Source organism: Nocardia barduliensis (assembly GCF_013315795.1).
Lineage (GTDB): Bacteria > Actinomycetota > Actinomycetes > Mycobacteriales > Mycobacteriaceae > Nocardia > Nocardia barduliensis.
Map to the genome: position 1 here is coordinate 86788 of NZ_JABLTE010000002.1, position 21276 is coordinate 108063.

Annotated in this window: 20 protein-coding genes; 14 read left to right on the forward strand and 6 right to left on the reverse strand. The window is 69.0% G+C overall.

Annotated elements, in window-relative coordinates; translation table 11 throughout:
- Nucleotides 1-25 precede the first annotated feature (25 nt).
- Genes HOV91_RS01725 through HOV91_RS01755 form a run of 7 tightly spaced genes read left to right on the forward strand, consistent with a single transcriptional unit; the run spans nucleotide 26 to nucleotide 6276 of the window.
- Nucleotides 26-640, forward strand: a complete 615-nt coding sequence (locus HOV91_RS01725; RefSeq protein WP_174183625.1) for an NADPH-dependent FMN reductase — start codon at nucleotides 26-28, stop codon at nucleotides 638-640.
- Entirely contained in the window at nucleotides 637-1830 is a 1194-nt protein-coding gene (locus tag HOV91_RS01730; protein ID WP_174183626.1) for a 3,4-dihydroxy-2-butanone-4-phosphate synthase, read from the forward strand. Before HOV91_RS01725 ends, HOV91_RS01730 begins: the two co-directional genes overlap by 4 nt.
- Nucleotides 1827-2747 carry an alpha/beta fold hydrolase gene (locus tag HOV91_RS01735; RefSeq protein ID WP_174183627.1) on the forward strand — a complete coding sequence of 307 codons (921 nt, stop codon included), beginning with the start codon at nucleotides 1827-1829 and terminating at the stop codon, nucleotides 2745-2747. The genes HOV91_RS01730 and HOV91_RS01735 overlap by 4 nt, the downstream gene beginning before the upstream one ends.
- Complete coding sequence (locus HOV91_RS01740; protein ID WP_174183628.1) at nucleotides 2744-3583, forward strand: SDR family NAD(P)-dependent oxidoreductase; 840 nt, start codon at nucleotides 2744-2746, stop codon at nucleotides 3581-3583. Before HOV91_RS01735 ends, HOV91_RS01740 begins: the two co-directional genes overlap by 4 nt.
- Complete coding sequence (locus HOV91_RS01745) at nucleotides 3580-4782, forward strand: NAD(P)/FAD-dependent oxidoreductase (RefSeq protein WP_174183629.1); 1203 nt, start codon at nucleotides 3580-3582, stop codon at nucleotides 4780-4782. Before HOV91_RS01740 ends, HOV91_RS01745 begins: the two co-directional genes overlap by 4 nt.
- A 13-nt stretch (nucleotides 4783-4795) precedes the next feature.
- Nucleotides 4796-4990, forward strand: coding sequence for a ferredoxin (locus tag HOV91_RS01750; RefSeq protein ID WP_043701659.1), 195 nt, complete (start codon nucleotides 4796-4798; stop codon nucleotides 4988-4990).
- Nucleotides 4991-5037: 47 nt separating this feature from the next.
- Entirely contained in the window at nucleotides 5038-6276 is a 1239-nt protein-coding gene (locus HOV91_RS01755; protein WP_174183630.1) for a cytochrome P450, read from the forward strand.
- On the opposite strand, the gene HOV91_RS01760 is transcribed toward HOV91_RS01755, so the two are convergent.
- Nucleotides 6243-6455: a hypothetical protein gene (locus HOV91_RS01760; protein WP_217439251.1), complete on the reverse strand. Its 213-nt coding sequence runs from the start codon at nucleotides 6453-6455 to the stop codon at nucleotides 6243-6245. The genes HOV91_RS01755 and HOV91_RS01760 overlap by 34 nt on opposite strands.
- A 135-nt stretch (nucleotides 6456-6590) precedes the next feature.
- On the opposite strand from HOV91_RS01760, the gene HOV91_RS01765 reads away from it, so the two are divergent.
- From HOV91_RS01765 to dmpG, 5 genes are all read left to right on the forward strand, one after another.
- Nucleotides 6591-7928, forward strand: coding sequence for a lipase family protein (locus HOV91_RS01765; RefSeq protein WP_174183632.1), 1338 nt, complete (start codon nucleotides 6591-6593; stop codon nucleotides 7926-7928).
- A 244-nt stretch (nucleotides 7929-8172) separates the two neighbouring features.
- Nucleotides 8173-9375 (forward strand): cytochrome P450, encoded by a 1203-nt coding sequence (locus HOV91_RS01770; protein WP_174183633.1) that lies wholly within the window; start codon nucleotides 8173-8175, stop codon nucleotides 9373-9375.
- Nucleotides 9376-9511: 136 nt separating this feature from the next.
- Nucleotides 9512-10297 carry a 2-keto-4-pentenoate hydratase gene (locus tag HOV91_RS01775; protein ID WP_174183634.1) on the forward strand — a complete coding sequence of 262 codons (786 nt, stop codon included), beginning with the start codon at nucleotides 9512-9514 and terminating at the stop codon, nucleotides 10295-10297.
- An 18-nt stretch (nucleotides 10298-10315) separates the two neighbouring features.
- Complete coding sequence (locus HOV91_RS01780) at nucleotides 10316-11230, forward strand: acetaldehyde dehydrogenase (acetylating) (protein ID WP_174183635.1); 915 nt, start codon at nucleotides 10316-10318, stop codon at nucleotides 11228-11230.
- A gap of 46 nt (nucleotides 11231-11276) precedes the next feature.
- Nucleotides 11277-12317, forward strand: a complete 1041-nt coding sequence (gene dmpG / locus HOV91_RS01785; protein ID WP_174183636.1) for a 4-hydroxy-2-oxovalerate aldolase — start codon at nucleotides 11277-11279, stop codon at nucleotides 12315-12317.
- Nucleotides 12318-12384: 67 nt separating this feature from the next.
- Here dmpG and HOV91_RS01790 read toward each other — a convergent pair whose 3' ends face one another.
- The 5 genes from HOV91_RS01790 to HOV91_RS01810 all read right to left on the reverse strand — a co-directional run bounded on the left by HOV91_RS01790 (nucleotide 12385) and on the right by HOV91_RS01810 (nucleotide 19481).
- Nucleotides 12385-14853 (reverse strand): CaiB/BaiF CoA-transferase family protein, encoded by a 2469-nt coding sequence (locus HOV91_RS01790; RefSeq protein ID WP_174183637.1) that lies wholly within the window; start codon nucleotides 14851-14853, stop codon nucleotides 12385-12387.
- A gap of 59 nt (nucleotides 14854-14912) precedes the next feature.
- Nucleotides 14913-15872, reverse strand: a complete 960-nt coding sequence (locus HOV91_RS01795) for an enoyl-CoA hydratase/isomerase family protein (protein WP_174183638.1) — start codon at nucleotides 15870-15872, stop codon at nucleotides 14913-14915.
- Nucleotides 15873-15962: 90 nt separating this feature from the next.
- On the reverse strand, nucleotides 15963-17087 hold the full coding sequence (locus tag HOV91_RS01800) for a M24 family metallopeptidase (protein WP_174183639.1): 1125 nt from the start codon (nucleotides 17085-17087) through the stop codon (nucleotides 15963-15965).
- A complete protein-coding gene (locus HOV91_RS01805; protein ID WP_174183640.1) occupies nucleotides 17077-18312 on the reverse strand; it encodes a M24 family metallopeptidase in 1236 nt (411 codons plus the stop codon). Before HOV91_RS01805 ends, HOV91_RS01800 begins: the two co-directional genes overlap by 11 nt.
- Nucleotides 18309-19481 (reverse strand): amidohydrolase family protein, encoded by a 1173-nt coding sequence (locus HOV91_RS01810; protein WP_174183641.1) that lies wholly within the window; start codon nucleotides 19479-19481, stop codon nucleotides 18309-18311. The genes HOV91_RS01805 and HOV91_RS01810 overlap by 4 nt, the downstream gene beginning before the upstream one ends.
- 468 nt (nucleotides 19482-19949) lie before the next feature.
- Between HOV91_RS01810 and HOV91_RS01815 the strand changes: the two genes are divergently transcribed.
- Both HOV91_RS01815 and HOV91_RS01820 read left to right on the forward strand, forming a co-directional pair.
- Nucleotides 19950-20555 carry a TetR/AcrR family transcriptional regulator gene (locus tag HOV91_RS01815; protein WP_174183642.1) on the forward strand — a complete coding sequence of 202 codons (606 nt, stop codon included), beginning with the start codon at nucleotides 19950-19952 and terminating at the stop codon, nucleotides 20553-20555.
- Nucleotides 20552-21058 carry a hypothetical protein gene (locus HOV91_RS01820; RefSeq protein WP_174183643.1) on the forward strand — a complete coding sequence of 169 codons (507 nt, stop codon included), beginning with the start codon at nucleotides 20552-20554 and terminating at the stop codon, nucleotides 21056-21058. The genes HOV91_RS01815 and HOV91_RS01820 overlap by 4 nt, the downstream gene beginning before the upstream one ends.
- The last annotated feature ends 218 nt before the right edge of the window (nucleotides 21059-21276 follow it).

Here is a 21276-nt window from a genome sequence, read left to right on the forward strand (position 1 = left end):
CAGAAGGAAGCACGAGGTTTCGGTCATGACCGCAGGCACGACACGTGCGACGGCCACCGAGCAGGCCACGGCCGGACGGCCGTTCGTCGTCGGCATCGGCGGCACGTTGCGGGCGGGCTCGTCCACGGAGCAAGCGCTGCGGCACTGCCTGGCGGCGGTCGAGCGCCACGGCGGCCGCACCGCGCTGTTCTGCGGCGAGGAGATCAACCTGCCGATGTACAACCCGCACGACCCGGCCCGCACCGAGAAGGCGACCGCGCTGGTGGCGGCGCTGCGCCGCGCGGACGCCGTGGTGATCGGCTCACCCGGGTACCACGGTGGCGTCTCCGGCCTGGTGAAGAACGCCCTCGACTACATCGAGGACCTGCGCGGCGACGCGACGGTGTACCTGGACAACAAACCGTGGGGCTGCATCACCTGCGCCTACGGATGGCAGGCCGCAGTGGGGACGCTCGGCCAGCTGAGGGTGATCGGGCACGCGTTGCGGGCGTGGCCGACCCCGCTCGGCGTCGCGATCAATTCCGCGGAGCCGATCTGGGATGCCGAGGGCCGGCTGACCGACGACGCGGTCAGCGCCCAACTCGACCTGCTCGCCACCCAGGTGCTGACCTTCGCCGCGGCCGGCGGGGCACGAGCATGACGGCCGCGCCCCGGCCGGCCGGCCGCACCACAGTGGCCGAGGCGACGGCCGCCCTCCGGTCCGGGCGGATGATCCTCGTCCTGAGCGAGGTGGACGGCGCGTGCCGGGGCGATCTGGTGCTGGCGGCCGAGTGCGTGACGGCCGAAGCGGTGAACGTCATGACCGCGCTCGGGTGCGGGCTGATCCACGTGTCGATGCGCTCGGCGGCGCTCGACGCCCTCGGGATACCCCCGGCCGACCCCACCGCCACCGGCCCGGGGCGCGACCGGTTCCGAGTGTCGGTGGGACTGGCCGGTGCCCAGGCCGGTGGGGTCCGCGCCTCCCAGCGCGCCCACACGATTCGCACGCTCGCCGACCCGGCCAGCACGGCGAGCACGTTCGCCCGGCCCGGGCACGTCTTCCCGCTCGGCTGCGCCGCGGGCGGCGTGCTGTCGGTGCCCGCGTGTCCGGAGGCCGCGGTCGATCTGGTCGAACTGGCCGGGATGGCGCCGGTCGGCGTGCTGTGTGAGGTCTGCGGCTCCGACGGCGAACAAGCCGGATACGCCGAGCTGCTGGACATCGGTCGCACGCACGGGTTTCCGGTGGTGTCCATCGATGACCTGGTCGCTTACCGCCGACGTGAGCTGTGCCGGGTCAAGCGTTGTGGGGTGGCTCGAATTCCGCTGCCCATGGGGGAGTTCCGGGCGATCGGCTTCACCGACGGCATGGACCGCGAACACGTCGCGTTCGTCCACGGCGACCCGGCGGCGGGCGGCGCGCCGCTGGTACGCCTGCATTTCGAGTGCCTCGCCGGTGACGTGTTCGGTTCCCGGCACTGCGGATGCCGGGCGAAACTCGAGGAGGCGCTGGATCGCATCGCGCGTGCCGGGGACGGCGTGCTCGTCTACGTCCGGGCACGCGGAACCGCCGTGCGGGACACGTTGCGCGCCTGCGCCACCGACGGCGAAAACCGCTGTGCCGAAGCGCATCCGGTCGGCCACAGTGATCTCCAGTCGGCCTTCGACATCCTCGACGAACTCGCCATGCGCGAGATCCGGCTGCTCAGCGACGTGGCCGAGGCCTCGCTCGAGCCGGAGCAGGTGCGCATCGTCGAGCGGATCCCGCTGTCGGAGAGCCCCGCGCGCACGGGCGCGCAGACCTTCGCGTCGCGCCCACCACACGCCGACGACCGGATCGGGAGCATGTCGTGATCGCGCAGCGCAGAACCGTCGTGGTGGACGGCTCGACCACTGCGTACCTGGAGGCGGGATCGGGCGAACCGGTCGTGCTGCTGCACGGCGGAGAGTTCGGCGGGTGCGCGGAACTGGGCTGGGAGCACACCATCGACGTCCTCGCCCGTCACTACCGGGTCCTCGCGCCGGACATGCTGGGTTTCGGTGGGTCGGCGAAGGTGATCGACTTCACCGACGGACGCGGCCTGCGGATCCGGCACATCGCACGGCTGCTCGCCATCCTCGGGATCGAGTCGGCGCACTTCGTCGGCAATTCCATGGGTGCGATCAACCTTCTGGTCGACGCGACCTCGACCGCGCCGAAACTTCCGATGCGCAGTCTGGTGGCGATCTGCGGTGGCGGCGAAATCCAGCGCAACGAGCACATGCGGGCGCTCTACGACTACGACGCCACGCTGCCCGGGATGCGCGCCATCGTCCGGGCGCTGTTCCACGCCGAGTCGTTTCCCGCCGACGAGGCCTATGTGCGCAGGCGGTACGAATCGAGCATCGCCCCCGGCGCGTGGGAGGCGTTGGCCGCGGCCCGTTTCCGCCGCCCGGGCGCCGAGGCGCCGCCTGCGCCGTCGAGCAAGCGCGCCTACGAGCGCATCCGCGTCGCGTCCCTCGTCGTCGAAGGCGCGTGCGACAAGTTGCTGCCCGCCGGATGGTCCGCCGAAATCGCGGCGCAGATCCCGGCCGGACGCTCCGCTGTCGTACCGGACGCGGGGCACTGCCCGCAGATCGAGCAGCCGGAATTCGTCAACGACCTGCTGCTGGCCTTTCTGCGCGAGCGGACCGGCCCGGTGGCGGAGTCGAACGGCGCAGGTGCGGGCCTGCCGGGGCGCAGCCTCGGGTACGGCTCCGGCCGGACCGAAACGAAAGGAATGAACGCATGACCGACGAATTGGCGGGCAAGGTCGCCATCGTCACCGGCGGCGCGTCGGGCATCGGCAGCGCCACGGTGGCGCGGTTCGTCGCCGAAGGCGCGCGCGTGGTGGTCGCCGATGTCGATCCCGAGCGCGGCGCGGCCTCGGTGGCCGGTTACGGTGCGGCCGCGGTGTTCCAGCAGACCGACGTCGCCGACCCGGCGCAGGTGGAGCGGCTCGTCGACACCGCGGTGCGCACCTTCGGCGGGCTGCACGTGATGTGCAACAACGCGGGCATCTCGGGCACCATGCACAAGAGCTTGCTGCACGACGATCTCGCCGACTTCCACCGCGTCCTCGGCGTCAACCTGCTCGGCGTCATGGCGGGCACCCGCTTCGCGGCCCGGCACATGGCCGAGAACGGCGGCGGATCGATCGTCAACGTGTCCTCGGTCGGGGGCATCCAGGCGGGCGGGGGAGTGCAGAGCTATCGGGCGTCGAAGGCGGCGGTCTTGCACTTCACGAAATCGGCGGCGATCGAACTGGCGCAGTTCGGTATTCGCGTCAACTGCATCGCGCCCGGCAACATACCGACCTCGCTGCTCGCCTCGTCGGCCACGACGATGTCCGCGGAGCACAGCGAGCGGTTCACCAAGGCGATGCGCGAATCCATGGAGGCCGACCGGCCGTTGCGGCGGGAGGGCACACCGGAGGACGTCGCGGAGGTAGCCGTCTATTTCGGCGGGGACCGATCCCGGTACGTCACCGGAACCGTGCTGCCGGTGGACGGCGGAACGGTCGCGGGAAAACCCCTGAGACCGCGCAAGAAGGCGGCGGGGCAATCGCTGGCGGCGGGGCCGCGATGAACCGCCGCACCGGAGTGCTCGTCGTCGGGGCCTCGGCCGCGGGCCTGGCCGTCGTGGAAGCGCTGCGCAGGGAAGGGTATCGGGACCGCGTCACACTGCTCGGCGGCGAACCGCACCTGCCGTACGACCGTCCGCCGCTGTCCAAGCAGATCCTCTCCGGCGCCTGGCGGCCCGAACGGACCCTGCTGCGCGCGCCGCGCATGCTGGCCGGACTGGACGCCGACCTCGTCCTCGGCTGCCGTGCCACCGCCCTCGATGTCAGCACGCGCACCGTCCACACGACGACCGGCGCCGTGACGGCGGACCACATCGTGATCGCCACCGGCGCCGCCCCCAGGACGCTGCCCGCACCACCCGGAGTGCGCGGGGTCCACGTGTTGCGCACGCTGGACGACGCCCTCGCGCTGCGCGAGGGTCTGTCGGCCCCCGCGCGCGTGGTCGTGGTGGGCGAGGGTGTGCTCGGCGCGGAGATCGCCGCCACCGCACGGCAGATCGGTCACGACGTCACGATGACGGGTCCGCAGCGCGCCCCGATGGCCGCTCAGCTCGGCGGTTTCGCCGCCGAGCTGCTCGCGGGCCTGCACACCGGCGAGGGAGTGCGCCTGCGGCTCGGCGTCGGCGTCTCCGGCCTCACCGAACACGGCGGCGAGGTCACCGGAGTCGTCCTGGAGACCTCCGAGACCTTGCCCGCGGATCTGGTGGTGGTCGCGATCGGGGCGGTGCCGGCCACCGACTGGCTCGTGGGCAGCGGGCTCTCGCTGGCCGACGGCGTCGTGTGCGACGAGCGCTGCCGCGCCGCCGACGGCATCTACGCGGCCGGTGACGTCGCACGGTGGCGCCATCCGGCCCTGCGGACGACGATCCGCTTGGAGAACCGCACGAACGCGACCGAACAGGCGGGCGTGGTGGCGGCCAACATCCTGGGCGCCGAGCGGGCGTATCAGCCGATTCCGTACTTCTGGACCGATCAATTCGGCACGAAGATCCAGGTGTACGGGACCATCACGGCCGACGCGCGGGTCACCGTCGTCGAGGGCGACCCGGCCGGTGGCCGGTTCGTCGCGCGGTTCGAGCGAGGTTCCGCCGTCACCGCGGTGCTGGGCTGGAACATGCCCAAGCAGGCCAGGATCCAGCGCCAGCAGTTGGCGCAGGCGCACGCGCTGCTCACCTCGCCCCCTACCCCAGCCCACTCCCCGTAGGAAGAAGGTCCCGATGAAAGTGACTGTCGACCAAGTCAAATGCGTCGCGGCCGGGCATTGCGTCATGCACGCGGCCGATGTGTTCGACCAGCGAGACGAGGACGGCATCGTCGTCCTGCTCGACGAGAACCCGCCGGACGAACTCGCCGAGGACGTGCGCCAGGCTGCGGCGGTCTGCCCGGCCATGGCCATCCATATCGAGGAATGAACCGGCAGCCTGCGGTGCACCCGCAGCCGATCACCCAGGAGCGCACAGTGTCCGAAGCACTGACCGAAACGACCGCCTCCGTCACGGAGGTTCCCGACTATCCCATGCCCCGCTCGACCGGGTGCCCGTTCGCGCCGCCGCCGGAGGCGTTGCGGCTCGGCCGGACCAAACCGCTCAACCGCGTCCGGATCTGGGATGGCAGCACACCGTGGCTGGTTACCGGATACGCCGAGTTCAAGACGCTGATGTCGGATCCGAGGGTCAGCGTGGACGATCATCGCCCTGGCTTCCCGCACTGGAACGAGGGAATGGCGGCGATCGTGGACAGCAGGCCGAAGTCGCTGTTCACCACCGACGGCGAGGAGCACAGCCGGTACCGGCGGATGCTGACCAAACCGTTCACCTTCAAGCGGGTGGAGGCGTTGCGGCCGGTGATCCAGCAGATCACCGACGAGCACATCGACCGGCTGCTGGCCGGACCGCAACCCGGCGATCTCGTCGAGGCGCTGGCCCTGCCGGTGCCGACGCTGATGATCAGCGAGATGCTCGGCGTGCCGTACGAGGATCACGAGTTCTTCCAGAAGCACGCCACCGTCAACGTCGACCGGTACGCGACCAAGGAGCAAGCCGCCGAGGGCCGCGCCGGGCTGGCGCGCTATCTGGTCGAACTGGTCAAGAAGAAGCTGGAAACCCCCGCCGAGGACGTGGTGTCCGACATCGCCGAGCGGGTCCGCGCCGGCGAGATCGACATGAAGGAGGCCGCGCAGCTCGGCACCGGCCTGCTGATCGCCGGGCACGAGACCAGCGCCAACATGATCTCGCTCGGGGCGCTGGCCCTGATGCGCAATCCCGATCAGTTCGCCCTGCTGCGCGATACCGACGATCCGAAGATCGTGGTCAACGCGGTCGAGGAACTACTGCGATACCTCAGCATCATCCAGAACGGGCAGCGGCGCGTCGCGATCGAGGACATCGAGATCGCGGGCGAGACCGTCCGGGCAGGCGACGGCCTGATCTTCGACCTCGCTCCGGCCAATTGGGACGAGAAAGCGTGGGACCAGCCCGACCAGCTGGATCTGCGCAGGCCCGCCGCTCAGCACCTGGGATTCGGCTTCGGCCCGCATCAGTGCGTCGGGCAGCAGTTGGCCAGAGCCGAACTGCAGATCGTCTTCCGGACGCTGGTGCGGCGAATTCCCACCTTGCGCTTGGCAATTCCGTTCGAGGAAGTCCAGTTCAAGCACGACCGGCTCGCTTACGGGGTGTACGAGTTGCCGGTGAGCTGGTAGGACGCGCCGAAACCGCTCTGCCGCAACGCTTCGCCCGTCCGCGCGCCGGGCGCGTACGCCGGGCAGTCGCCGAATCCGGCAGCTGCCCGGCCGTGCTGTTCGCGCGGTACTCGCCCCCGCACGACGACCTCGACCCATCGGTCCAGTAGTGAGCGCACGACCGAGCGGCAGTCTGACACCGGGCGGATTCATATAGTAGTAATCGTGTTACTCTACGGTAGGTCCGTAGCTGTGACTTGTCTCATGCGCAACAGCTATTGCGGCCGAGGACACTCGGCGACGGTGCCGGGGTGGAGTTCACGGAGAGTTGATCGATGCAACGACAGCAGGGGCAGTCCGGGTCGAGGTGGCGGCGTTGGGTCGCTCCGTTGGCGGCGGTGGTGGCCGTCGCCGGTGTCGCCGCGGTGGCCGTGGTGGGAGTGGATACGCGGGAGGCGGCCGCTGCTCCGGTGAGTGATTTCTATGTTCCGCCTGCGCAGATTCCGTCGGAGCGGGGTGCGATCGTCAAGACGGCGCCGATGAGCCTGTTTGCGACGGTGCCGACGGACAAGGGGTGGCCGGGTAAGGCGCAGCATGTCATGTACACCTCGCGGTTGCAGGACGGGTCGCCGGTGGCGGTGTCGGGGACGTTCATCGACGCGACCGGTCCGTGGCAGGGGCCGGGTCCGCGTCCGACGGTGGTGATCGCCCCGGGCACTTCGGGCCAGGGTGATCGCTGCGCGATGTCGGTGGCTTTTTCTACCGGCTTGACGCTGTTCACCGATCCCTCGCCGGGGTTGTCGGCGAATCAGGAACTGCCTGCCTCGGCGGTGTGGAGCGGGCTGGGCGCTCGCGTTCTGGTGACCGATTACATCGGGCTGGGCACGCCGGGTATCCATACCTACGCCAACCGGATCGAGGCCGCACACGCCGTTCTCGACGGGGTTCGCGCAGCTCACAACTTGGCGGGTGTCGGGCCGGAGACCCCCGTGGTGTTGTGGGGTTACTCGCAGGGTGGCGGGGCGACCGCGGCGGCCGCGGAGCTGCAACCGGACTACGCGCCGGAGTTGAATCTCAAGGGCACCTGGGCCGGTGGGCCGGTGGCGGATCTGGCCGCGATTCTGGAACGCATCGACGGCGCGCTCATCGGCGGCGCGATCGGGTTCGCGATCAACGGATTGCTCGCGCGCTACCCCGACTTGCACAAGGCCGTCGACCGGGTGATCAGTCCCGCAGGGCGCGCCAGGCTGGAGACGCTCAGCGACGAATGCATCGGTGACATCATCGTCCGCCATCCCTTCCTGAAGACCGGTTCGCTGACCAACGACGGCCGCTCCCTCAGTGCGCATCTGGCGGCGATGCCCGAGGCGGGGCCTGTGCTGGCGGAACTGCGTATCGGTAATCGCACTCCGGCGACGCCGGTGTTGATCACCAGCGGGTTGAACGACGACACCGTTCCTTACGGTCAGGCGCGTCGGCTCGCGGAGGACTGGTGCGCGAAAGGCGCCACGGTGACGTTCCGGACCAACGACCTGCCGCCGATCTTGCCGGGCACCACCATTCCGAACCATTTCGGTCCGGAGATGATCGACGGTTTCGGCCCGGACAACGCGATCGTCTACCTGCTCGATCGCCTCGCGGACAAGCCCGTCACCGGCTGCACTTTCGACTGAACCAGCTGCGCCGCAATCTCAGCGGGCCTCGCATCCGACACCGTCGGTATGCGGGGCCCGCTCGTTTTCGTGGATCCGCGTTGCCCTCGACTTCTTGGGAGAATGACAATCTCCGGAAATGAGAGGATCAGTTGCATCAACGTAGCGGCAGTTTTACACTGGCAGGACTCCGACAACTCGGTCTTCGGCTGACTCTCGTCCGCACCACCGAGGACGACGATGTTTCTGCGAGAGGCGAACCTCAGTGACCACCAGCGCGGCCAGCGACGTGTACTACGACCCGTACGACGTCGAGCTCAACGCCGATCCCTACCCGATGTTCAAGCGGCTCCGCGAGGAGATTCCGCTGTACTACAACGAGAAGCACGACTTCTACGCGGTGAGTCGCCACGCGGATGTCAACGCGGCGTTGCTGGACAAGGACACCTACAGTTCCGCGCGGGGAGCGATCATCGAACTGATCAAGGCCGATATCGAGATGCCCTCCGGCGTGCTCATCTTCGAGGACCCGCCGATTCACGACATCCATCGCAGCCTGCTGTCGCGCATGTTCACCCCCCGCAAGATCCGGGCGCTCGAGGACAAGATCCGTGAGTTCTGCGCGCGCAGCCTCGATCCGCACGTGGGAACCGGACGGCTGGACTTCATCGCCGATATCGGCGCGCAGATGCCGATGCGCACCATCGGCATGCTGCTCGGCATCCCGGAGCAGGACCAGGAGGCCATCCGCGACTTCGCCAACGAGCAGATGCGCACCGAGGAGGGCAAGCCGATGAAGGCCGCCTCCGAGGGCATGGCCAGCGGCGACATCTTCGCGGCCTACATCGACTGGCGGGCCGAACATCCCTCCGACGACATCATGACCGAGCTGCTCAACGTCGAGTTCGAGGACGAGACCGGCACCGTGCGCCGACTGAGCCGCGCGGAATTGCTGACCTACGTCAACGTGGTGTCCGGTGCGGGCAACGAGACCACGACACGGCTGATCGGTTGGGCGGGCAAGGTTCTCGCCGAGCATCCCGATCAGCGCCGCGAACTCGTCGAGAACCCGCGCTTGATTCCGAACGCGGTCGAGGAGCTGCTCCGGTTCGAACCGCCCGCCCCGCATGTGGCGCGGTACGTGACCAGGGACGTCGAGGTGCACGGCCGGACCGTCCCGGAGGGCAGCGCCATGATGATGCTCATCGGCGCGGCCAACCGCGACCATCGGCAGTTCCCGCCGGACGGCGACGTCTTCGACATCCACCGCGACACCCGCCAGCACCTGTCGTTCAGTGTGGGCACGCACTACTGCCTCGGGTCGGCGCTGGCCCGCCTGGAGGGGCGGATCGCGCTCGAGGAGATCCTCGCGCGGTTCCCGGAGTGGGAGGTGGACCTGGCGAACGCGAGACTGTCGCCCACCTCGACCGTCCGCGGCTGGGAAACGTTGCCCGCGTTCACCTCGTGAACCGCTTCCGGCATCGCGCGGTCGCCAGCGCCGTCCACACGGAAACCGATGCGACCGCGCCGCGCGGCGTACCCGGCCGCATCGATGCGGACACGCACATCGTGAACGCTTCCGGGCGACCACGAGGAGGATCGAGATGTTGACCGTCCGCTCCCGCAGTGAGCTGGCCGCGAACCTGGCCGAGGCGGAGCGCAGCCGCACACCCTTGTCGCCGCTGACCACCGCGCACCCACAGATCGACGTGGTCGACGCCTACGCGATCCAGCTGATCAACATCCGCAAGCGCGTCCGCAACGGCGCGCGGGTCGTCGGGCACAAGGTCGGGCTCTCGTCGAAGGCCATGCAGCAGATGATGGGCGTCGACGAGCCCGACTACGGTCACCTGCTCGACGACATGCTGGTCTCCGCGGACGAGCCGGTGCCCGCCGGACGGTACCTGTACCCGAGGGTCGAGGTGGAGGTCGCTTTTGTCCTGGGGGCGGATCTGCCCGGGGCGCAGTGCACCGAAGCGGACGTGCTCGCCGCCACGACAGCTGTCGCCCCCGCGATCGAGTTGATCGACTCGCGGATCGAGAACTGGGCGATCCGGTTGTGCGACACCATCGCCGACAACGCCTCATCGGCGGGATACGTACTCGGCACGGAGCGGGTGGCACCCGCCGACATCGATATCACCGCGATAGACGCGGTGCTCACCCGTAACGGCGAGGTGGTTGCCGAGGGCCGCAGCGACGCGGTTCTCGGCGATCCCGTCACGGCGGTGGCCTGGCTGGCCCGGAAGGTGGCCAGCTTCGGGGTGCGGCTGCGGGCCGGGGACATCGTCCTGCCCGGCTCGTGCACCAAGGCGATCGACGCGCACCCGGGTGACGAGTTCGTGGCCCGGTTCGCGGGCCTCGGCTCGGTCCGCCTCGCCTTCGACTGATCGGAACAAGGGAGCGTTATGCCGGCGAAAGTATCCGTGGCCATCGTCGGGTCGGGCAATATCGGCACCGACCTGCTGTACAAACTGTCGCGGTCGGAGTGGCTCGAGCCGCGCTGGATGGTCGGCATCGACCCGGCCAGCGAAGGTCTCGCGCGTGCCGCCCGGCTCGGCCTGGAGACCACCGACAAAGGGGTCGATCACCTGTTCGCGCAGGCCGAGAAACCCGATCTGGTGTTCGAGGCGACGTCGGCCGCCGTGCACCGCGCGGCCGCGCCGCGCTACGCCGAGGCGGGCATTCGCGTCATCGACCTCACGCCGGCGGCGATCGGCCCGGCCGTCATCCCGCCTGCGAATCTGCGGCAGCATCTGGACGCGCCGAACGTCAACATGATCACCTGTGGCGGGCAGGCGACCATCCCGATCGTGCACGCGGTCTCGCGGGTGGTCGAGGTGCCGATCGCCGAGATCGTCGCCTCGGTCGCGTCGGTGTCGGCGGGGCCGGGGACCCGAGCGAACATCGATGAATTCACCAAGACCACCAGCCGCGGAGTGGAGACCATCGGCGGCGCCGCGCGCGGCAAGGCGATCATCATCCTCAACCCGGCCGACCCGCCGATGATCATGCGCGACACCATCTTCTGCGCCATCCCGGAAGACGCCGACCGGGCCGCGATCGCCGCGTCCATCCACGAGGTCGTGGCCGAGGTGCAGACCTACGTCCCGGGCTATCGGCTGCTCAACGAGCCGCAATTCGACGATCCGTCGGTCAACTCCGGAGGCCGGGCGCTGGTCACGACGTTTCTGGAGGTCGAAGGAGCCGGCGACTACCTGCCGCCTTACGCGGGCAATCTGGACATCATGACGGCCGCGGCCACCAAAGTGGGCGAGGAGATCGCCAAACAGACCCTCGGTGTCGCGGAACGCGTCGGGTGAGCGAGACGCGAAGGACCAACGGGCACAGAATCGAAGGACGAGGCCGATGACTGCATCCGAGATCTGGGACGTCCGGATCACCGACACGTCGCTGCGGGACGGTTCGCACCACAAACGTCACCAATTCACGCCGGACGAGGTGAGCTCGATCGTGGCCGCCCTGGACGCGGCGGGCGTCCCGGTGATCGAGGTGACCCACGGCGACGGCCTCGGCGGCTCGTCGTTCAATTACGGCTTCGCCAAGACGCCCGAGCAGCAGTTGATCAAGCTGGCCGCCGAGACGGCCACGGAGGCGAAGATCGCGTTCCTCATGCTGCCCGGCGTCGGAACCAAGGAGGACATCGAGCAGGCCAGGGACAACGGGGGATCGATCTGCCGGATCGCCACCCATTGCACCGAAGCCGACGTGTCGATCCAGCACTTCGGGCTCGCACGGGATCTCGGCTTGGAGACGGTCGGCTTCCTCATGATGGCCCACACCATCGCGCCCGAACGGCTCGCGGCGCAGGCACGGATCATGGCCGACGCCGGCTGTCAGTGCGTCTACGTGGTCGATTCCGCGGGCGCGCTGGTCATGGACGGCGTGGCCGACCGGGTGTCGGCGCTGGTCGCGGAACTCGGTGACGACGCCCAGGTCGGCTTCCACGGTCACGAGAACCTCGGCCTCGGCGTGGCGAACTCGGTGGCGGCGGTGCGGGCGGGCGCCCGGCAGATCGATGGCAGCGCCCGCCGCTTCGGCGCGGGCGCGGGAAACGCTCCGGTGGAGGCGCTGATCGGCGTGTTCGACAAGATCGGCGTGAAGACCGGCATCGATTTCTTCGACATCGCCGACGCCGCCGAGGACGTCGTGCGCCCCGCGATGCCCGCCGAATGCCTGCTCGATCGTAACGCGCTGATCATGGGGTATGCCGGGGTCTACTCGAGCTTCCTGAAACATGCCGTGCGCCAAGCCGAGCGCTACGACGTGCCCGCCGCCCAATTGCTGCACCGCGCCGGTCTGCGCAAACTGATCGGTGGCCAAGAGGATCAGCTCATCGACATAGCACTGGAACTCGTCCGCGAGCGTGCGTCCGAATCGGCGAGCTGACGCCCAGCCGACTCGATGCCGGAGCCCCGCCGCGAAATCCGCTCTCGCGACGGGGCTTCGGTGTCCATTACTCTGGTCGCGCGGATGGGCGCGCGACGGCAGGCAGACCTCCGACGATCCCGTCCTCCTGCAAGGCGCGAATCTCCCTCTCGCTCAGACCGAGGGCGGTGAGCAACTCGGTGTTGTGCTGGCCGAGCAGGGGAGCGGGCTCGCGATGGAAGCGCCGCGGACCCGCCGAGAACCGGACGGGTACCGTGCTGTGCCTGGCCGTTGCGGCGACCGGGTGGGCGACCGGTTCGAAGAAGTCCCGGAATCGCAGTTGTGGCAGTTCGAACTGACGATGGGGTTGCATGACCTCGGCGACCGGGACGCCGGCATCCCAGAGGGCGCGGACGATCTCGTCGCTGTCGCGCTCCGCGCACCACGCGGCGAGCCGCTCATCGATCAGGTCGTGCCTGCGGCGGCGGCCCGCAGCGGTCGACAGTTCCGGATCCAATGCCCAAAACGGGGTTCCGAGCGCTTCCCGCAACCGCCGCCACTGCGGGTCGGTGGCGACCGCGATCGCCACCCAGCGATCCGCCCTGCCGAACTCGTCCGATCCCGCCGCGCGGTAGAGGTTCTGCGGAGCGGCGACCGGACCGCGATTGCCGTCCCGCTCGAGCAGCGCGCCGTAGGCCGAGTACTCGATCACCTGCTCGGCGGCCACGTTGAGCGCCGCCTCCACCATCGCGGCCTCCACCAGCGCTCCCTGACCGGTGCGCCGCCGGTGTTCCAAGGCCAGCAGCAGCGCGTTGAGCGCGTGCACCCCCGCGTTCGGGTCACCGATCGAGTAGGGCTCCACCGGGTTCTGGTCGGGGTGGCCGGTCAGCCAGGTCAATCCCGAGGTGTCCTCGATGACGTAAGCGAAGGCGGGATGGTCGCGCCAGGGGCCGTCCAGGCCGAATCCGGGCATCCGGACCATGATCGCGTCCGGCCGCAGCTTCCGCACGGCCGCATAGTCCAGGCCGATCTGTTCGAGCACCCGAGGCGTGTAGTTTTCGACGATCACGTCGCAGGTGGCGGCAAGGCGCTTCAGCAGGTCCTGCCCGCGCTCGGTGCGGATGTCCAGCGTGAGGCTCTTCTTGTTGGTATTGAGCCCGGAGAAGATCGGAGATTTCTCCCACCACTGCTCTTCGGTCGGCGGCACGCCCGCGATGAGGCGGGTGCCGTCCGGTCGTCCGGCGGATTCCACGTGCACGACCTCCGCGCCCAGCATGGCGAGGTAGTGGGTGCACGACGGGCCTGCCCAGAACGTCGTGAGGTCCAGGACACGAAGATCGCGGAAGGGCAGGGGATTCGGCTCCGCGCGACCTGCCGCGGTGCGCCGAGCGGGGCGCGGGGCGCGGTATTCCTCGGTGTGCTCGCCGAGCCGAGGAGCAGGTAGCGGATCCCGCAGCAGCGCGGGCCGGGTGCGGTACGGCGGGCCGGGCTGGACGAAACCGTCGCGGGGATTGACCGTGAAGAACTTCCGGGCCACGTGGTGATCCATCGTGGTGGCGTCGGCGCCGTTGACCACCGGGCCGTTGGGAATGCGGAAAGCGGTCGCCAGATCGCGGATCACCTCGGCGGGCTGCTCGGCCATCCAGGCGAAGATCTCCGCTGCCTTCTCGTTGGCCAGCTGGGTGATCCCGGGGGCGAGGTCCTCCTCGATCCACTCCGGATGGCCCACCATCGCGCACAGGTCGAACCACTGCTGCGCGGTGCCGCAGCCCACCGCTACCAAGCCGTCGGCGGCGGTGGCGACGCCGGGCACGCTGAGCCGTCGTTCGGTGCGGAACGGACGGCCGAGGGCGTCGAAGAACGAGACCGGGAAATAGGTGAGCCCGAGGATCTGCGTCTCCAGCATCGACAGGTCGACCAGCTCGCCCCCATCGGATCCGAGCGTGCGCAACCGCGATGTCATCGTGGCCGCGCAGGCGTAGGCGCCTGCGAACCACTCACCGACCCGGCCGCCCACGTGCACGGGCGCCCGATCCGGTGCGCCGCGCCCGAGCCCGACGATGCCACCGGACCAGGCCTGCAAGGTGAACTCCGTGGCCGGGCGATCCCGCCACGGCCCGTCCAGGCCGAAGGGGCTGATCGCGGTGACCACGAGGTGCCGGTGGGCGCGGCGCAGCGCGCCGGGAGCGAGCCGGGGATGCTCGGCCAGCCGCGACCCCGGCGACCACACCACTACGTCGGCCGACGCCAGCAGGCCGTCGACGAGATCCAGATCGGCGGCCACGCCGGGGTCGGCGACGACGCTCTTCTTCGAACCGGCCAGGAAGGCGAACAGCGCACCGTCGGCGCCCGGGTCGAGCTCGGCACGCGAGGCCGACCAGCGCCGCAAGGAATCCCCCTCCGGCGCTTCGACTTTGATCACCTCCGCGCCGCCGTCGGCCAGCAGTTTCGTGCAATACGCACCGGCGATCTCCGAGGAGATGTCGACCACGACGCAACCGCGCAGCGGCGGCTCGACGGGACGTTCGGCGCTGCTTGCGGACTCTCTCGATGCCATGACCCTCACCGTTCCGATCACCGGCCGCCGGGATCGCCGACCGCGGCCGCGGCGGCGGACTAGACCTGCTTCTTGCGACCCGACTTGCTCAGCCGGAACTCCGGCGGGAACTGCGCGTCGTTGTCCTTGACCGAGTTGTTCAGCCCGCCTTCGAAGGCGTTGTCCAGCATCAGTTCGTCGTCGTCGGCGTGGATATGTCCGCCCATCGACTCGAAGAACCCGCTCAGCAAGCTGCCCATGTACTCGCCCTGGTGCTGCTTCAGAACCTCGAAGAAGACCTTCTGCATGAAGACCGTGTCGGTGGGCCGGTTGCGCGCGCAGGCCAGCGCGTACTTCGCGGTCTCGGCTTCGAGGTCGGCCCGTGGCACGACCTTGTTCAGGAAGTTGCATTCGTACATCTCCCGCGCCGTGAACGCCCGGCCGGTGAAGACCATTTCCTGGAACCGGCGCAACCCCATGGTCTGCGCCCACGTCCACATCCGCGGCCCCCAGCCGTAGTACCGGAAGGACGGGTGACCGAACAGGGCGTCGTCGGAGGAGATCACCAGGTCGGCGTCGGCGGCCTGGTAGAAGTGCCAGCCGTAGCAGTACCCCTTCACCTCCAGGATGCTGATCTTCTTGAACTCCTGGAGACTGCGGCAGCCGGCCTGGGCGTTGGCGTACCACTGGCTGATCGTGGCGCCGTGCCGGAAGGACTCCTTGGGCGGATACCGCACCTCGTCCTCGCCGATCTTGTACTCGCTCAACCGCGGGCCCTGGGTCGGCGCGTTCTGCACCGCCATGAACTCGGGGAGGTCGGCCCCGGTACCGAGGTCCTCGCCCGCGCCGCGGACGACGAGCACTTTCACCTCGTCGTCGACGCTCGCGCGGTGCAGCAGATCGGCATAGCGCAGCCGCGCCGCGATGGTCGGGGCGTTGAGATGATCGGGCCGGTCGAACGTGATGGTCGCGATCCGGGTCTGGGTGTCCTTCTCGTAGCGGATGATCTCCTCCGCCGAGGGCTGCTCGGGACCGGGCATGGGCGGGCTCCTTTGCCGAAGATGGACGTGTCCGAAACCTGCTGTCGGACACTTTGATCGGTGCTCCGGCGCGTGCCGGGGAACCGTTCCCTAGTGCTCCCAGTGCGGGGCGGCGGTGAGCACCTCGGCGCCGTCCTCGGTGATCAGCACCGCGTCGCGGCCGAACACCGCCCCGACGCCCGGTTCCCAGACGTAGCCGGTGACCGCGAGCACCATGCCGGGTTCCAGACGCTCCGCCTCGGCGCTCGCGCGCAGGGATGAGGTCACCACCGGCGGGTCGAAACCCATCCCGAGGCCCCGCGCCACCGGCATCGGCGGCAGCGGTTCCCCCGCGATCTCGTAGGCGGCGAGCAGATCCGTGCCTGCCGACCCGGGGCGGCACGCCTCGATCAGCCGCGCCCACAATCCGTCCCACCGCCGGTACAGCTTCCGCACGCCGTCGTCGCCTTCGCCGCCGACCGGGAAGGTGCGGCCCACCTCACCGATGTAGCCCTCACCGAGCACACCGGAGGAAAAGGCCACCAGGTCGCCCGGCTGCACGCGCCGGTCCGCGCCCGCCCGCCGCCACGGGTGTTCCCGCGAGGTCACCCAGGCGGAGTCCTGCGAGGCCGGGGTGCTGACGCCGCCGGCCGCCATGGCTTCCAGCAGCACGCCGATCAGCGCCTGTTCGGTGACGTCCGGCGCGAGCTCGGCCACCGCGGCCGCCAGACCCGCCTCGGCGATCCGCAGCGTTCCGCGCAGCACCTGCACTTCCTGGTCGGTCTTGATCCGGCGGGCGGCGCGCATCGCGAGTTCACCGTCGACCAGTTCGGCGTTCGGGAAGGCCGTCGGCAGCAATTTGGCGAAGGTGGGCGACAGCGCGTCGGTGCCGACCCGCCGGGCAGTGGCCGCTCCCTCGATGCCCCGCAGCACACCGATGGTGTTCAGCGGGTTCCACGCGATGCCGTAGAGGTGATCGTGCGGGATGTCCTCGGGCACGCCCTCGTCCCAGCTGCTCAGCAGGTGCACCGCACGCGTCGCCCGCACCACCGTCGCCACCGGGCCGAACGGGCGGGTGCCCGCGACCCACAGCTGCGGTGTGCCCGACACATAGCGGGCGTTCGCCTGGCGTCCGAGCACCAGGACGTCCAGGTCATGGGCTTGCATCTGTGCCAGGGCACGATCGCGCCGCCCATGTCGCAGGGCGCGATCGTCCGGCACGACCTCAGTGGCCATAGGGGGCATAGGGGTAGTCGGTGAGGGCCGTCCAGCCCTCCTCGGTGATCACGATGATTTCCTCGCTTCGGTAGCCGCCGGTGCCGTCCTCCCAGACCACCGGCTCCAGAACCAGCACCATGTTGGGTTCGAACACGAAGTTCTCGTCGAACTCGTCGCCGAGATCGGTGCCGATCATCGGCATCTCGGCGGCGCTCACGCCGATTCCGTGTCCCAGGTAGAAGTGCGGCAGCCATGGTTTGGCGCCGCCGTTGGCGGCGATCGCCGCGCGGGCGAGCTCGGCGGCGGTGGCCCCCGCGCGGGTCACGTCCAGCACCGCGGTGAGGATCTCCCGCCAGCGCTCGAACTGTCTGCGCTGACGAGCGTCCGGCTCGGTGCCCACCGTCCAGGTGCGCCCGAAATCCGAGCAGTAACCGCCGTAGGTGATGCTGACATCGGTCCAGAGCACGTCACCGGCAGCCAGTTCCCGCTCGGTGGTCAGCAGCGGCAGCGCGAGATCGCCGTGCGTGGTCCAGACGCCGTCGGCCTTGGTGTCCGGCATCACCTGCCAGATGGCGTCGAGCATGTTGGCGGTGGCGCCCAATTCGAAGGCCCGGCGCACGAAGCTCGCCGACAGGTCGATCTGCCTGCGTCCCGGCGCCAGCGCCGCCTGCACGTCGACCATCGCCTGTTCGGTGATCCGGCACGCGGTGCGGATGCAGGCGATCTCGTCCGGCGTCTTGATCAATTTCGCGGCGCCGATCACCGTGGCGGCGTCCGCAGGGGGACCGCCGGGGAACAGCGCCGACCGCGCCCGCAGCATGGCGCCGGTGCACTCGTCCACCGCGATGGCCGACCCGGCCGGGACGAGATCGGCGATCAGGCGCGCGAAAGCCTCGACGCCCTCGTCGAATTCGAGATAGACGGGACCGTGCAGGTGATCGGCGGGCAGATCCGATTCCGCCGAGGTTCCCTCCCGGAAGGGCAGGAACAGGTGCGGCCACGGATCGCCGGCCACGACCACGGCGACCGGTCGTTCGACGTGCGCGAGACCCGCGTCGCCGAGCGGCCAGTTCGCCCCGGTGGCATACACGACGTTGCTGTTGTGCAGCAGGATCAGCGCGTCGACGCCCTGATCGGCCATGGCCGACCGCAGCCGCGCCCCGGTGTCGCGCCGCATGCGGGCGCGATCCGGTACCTCGGGGATCTCGACCGACGAGGTCGCCGCGACGGGGAACGAGGTCATGACAGACCCAGGAATTCCGCCACGTTGCCGCTGACGATCCGGGCGGCGTCCTGCGGCCCCACCGCTCGCACCACGGCTTCCAGGGACTTCTCCGAGTAGCCGAAGGTGCTCTCGTTGTGCGGATAGTCCGACGACCACATGACGCGGTCGCGGCCGATGTGGTCGACCAGCGACAGCCCGAGCGGGTCCACCATGAACGACGCGCGCATGTGGTTGTCCCAGTAGTGGCGCACGTCGTGCTCGACCGGACGATCGAGCATGTGCTGGAAGGAGGCCAGCATGTGCTCGGCGTCCTGGATCGCCGAGGGAACCCAGTTCATCCCGCCCTCGAACCAGCCGATGCTGAGGCCGGGATGCCGGTCGATGATGCCGCTGAAGATGTACTTGGAGAACAGCTCCCGGAACGGCGCGACGTTGTGCATCATGCCGACGGCGACGCTGTTGACTTCACAGGGGCTCGACAGCGGCGACTCACCGATGTGGTGGGAGACCGGCACACCGGACTCCTCGATCGCGTCCCACACCGGGATCATCGCGGTGCTCGCGTAGTCGATGACCTTGCCCTCGTCGTCCTTGCCCGCCGACAGCGGCAATAGGAAAGTCTTGAGCCCCAGCGCCTTCAGCTCCGCCAGGGTGCGGCGTGCGCCGTCGGCGTCCCACCAGTTGATCAGCCCGACGCCGTAGAAGGTGCCGCCGGACTGTTCCTGCAACTCCGCGATGTAGGCGTTGTACACCCGGAAGGAGAGTTCCCTGATCTCCTTGTCCGGGTAGAACAGCAGCGCCAGCAGCGCGTTCGGGAACGCGAGTTCCTTGGCGATGCCGTCGGCGCGCAGATCCGCGATCCGTGCCTCCAGGTTGGCGCTGCCGGAACCGTCCAGCGGGTCGTACTGCATGAGCACGTGGCTGAAATCCCCGGGCAGGAACGACTTTCCCTTCCGGCCCAGCTGGTAGGCGCCGTCCTCGTACCACACCCTGGGGGCCCGGTCCTTGAGCGATTCCGGGAACCGCTCGTAGAAGATGTCGTGCGCCAGCGAGATGTGATTGTCGGCGGAGAACACTTCGGTGCCCGCGGGCAGGCCTACCGAACCCTCGGCCCGGCCGCGGCGGTCCTTCGGCGGACCGAAGCCGCCGGGCGGGTACAACGAAGCACTGCTGGTCGGAACCGACATCTTGACCCTCCCATGGATCTGTTGGCTGCACGGAACCGTGGTCACGCCGGTGCGGGCCGCGCCGGTGGCGGACTCCGGCGGCGTGCACCGCGACCGCGGATCGCCTCCGGCTGCGATGGCCGGGCTCGCGATGACCGCGCGGCGGCGATCCTCTCCGGACCGCTGCGGTTTCCGTTGTGGGAATGACGTTATCACAAGAGAAGAGTGATACCTACACTTGACGCTGAACAGTGCGCAAATAGTCAGCTTATCCAGCGAGAATGACGTTATCGTCGGGAAGCGGTGGAAGTGCTACGGGCGTTCCGGAGCAAGTTCGCGGCGGAAGATCTGATCCGCCGAGCGCTGCTGCCGAGGGGCTGCCTCGGATGCGGTTTCCGGTGTGATCGATCGGGCCGTCATGAGACCCTTGTCACATCGCCGAAACCAACCTACTGTGTGTTCACTAGGTTTGAACGAACAGGGACTTTCGTGACTACTCCTCGTCCTTACGCCTCCCTGCTGGCCAAAGGTGAAGACCGCCGACAGCGCATCCTGGCTGTCGCTCAGCGCCTGCTCACCCGGAATGGCTGGCGCAGTACGACCTTGGCTCAGATCGCCAGGGAGGCCGGCGTGAGCCCGGCCGGGCTGCTGCACCATTTCCAGTCCAAGGAACAACTGCTGCACGCCGTGCTCGACGCCCGCGACGCCGACGACGCCCGCGAAGCCGACGTGACCGGAGATCTGTTCTCGGAGATCCGCAAGGTCGCCGACCGTATCCAGCGCTCACCGGAACTGGTGGGCACCTTCGTAGTCCTGCTGGTGGAGAACCTGCTGCCCGAGGCTCCCCTGCACGAGCGCCTGCTCGACCGTTGGAAGGTGGCCGTCGGCATCGTCGCCGACGTCATCCGCCGCAACCAGGAGATCGGACGGTACCGGCCCGATCTCGATCCTGATATCCGGGCCGTGGAAATCGTCGCTTTCATCAATGGAATGGAGATCTCATGGATGCTCGACCACTCGATCCCGCTGACCGAGGTGTTCAACGAGTACACCCGGTCGCTGGCCCGCGACTTCGCTCCGGCTGGGGAACGATGAGATACCGCCTCGACGTCGTCGCTTCCAGCGTCCTCGATGTCGTCGAGCACGCGGGTGGGTGGCTGTTCGACCGCTCGGTCGCCGGGTGGGACGTCACGGTGCTCGTCGCGGATCTGTCGGATACCCGGCCGTTGCGCATTCTTGGCGCGGAGGTGCTGGAACTCGAGCAGGTGCTCGCGTCGCGCGGGCAGGGGCGTCAGCCTCACGCGCTCGCTGTCGCCGCCGACGTCTGCGAATGTGATCGCCGAGCGCGCCGTGGCCTGATGAAGGCGCTCGACGACGGCGGCGTCCAAGTCGTGGTCTGGGGTGAGGGCTGGCCGTCACCGCCGGAGCACCGGGTCGATCCGGTGCTGCACCGGCTCAGCGTCGCCGCGCAGGCGTTCAAAGCGCAGGCGCTGACCGCGGCGGCCGTACCGGCGACCACGGTCGGGACCACGGAGGTCTTCCGTAGCGGGCTGTCGTCCTTCCCGCCGATCGGCGCCGACCTCAGTCCCGTCGGCTGACTCGCCCCGCTCCGAACCGCTTCGCGCCCGGCTGATCATCGGCCGTTCGCACCCTTCTTCTCGCCGCGCCGCTCGTCGCTCGGTCGAGGGGCGCAGCCTGCCTCTGTCGACCGGATTCACCCGTCCGCCGTAGGGCGCCGCCTGGTGTCGCGGGTGTCCGCCGCCCCATCCCCGTATTGAATTCTCATTTCAACTGTGCAACCGTATGCAGATATGAG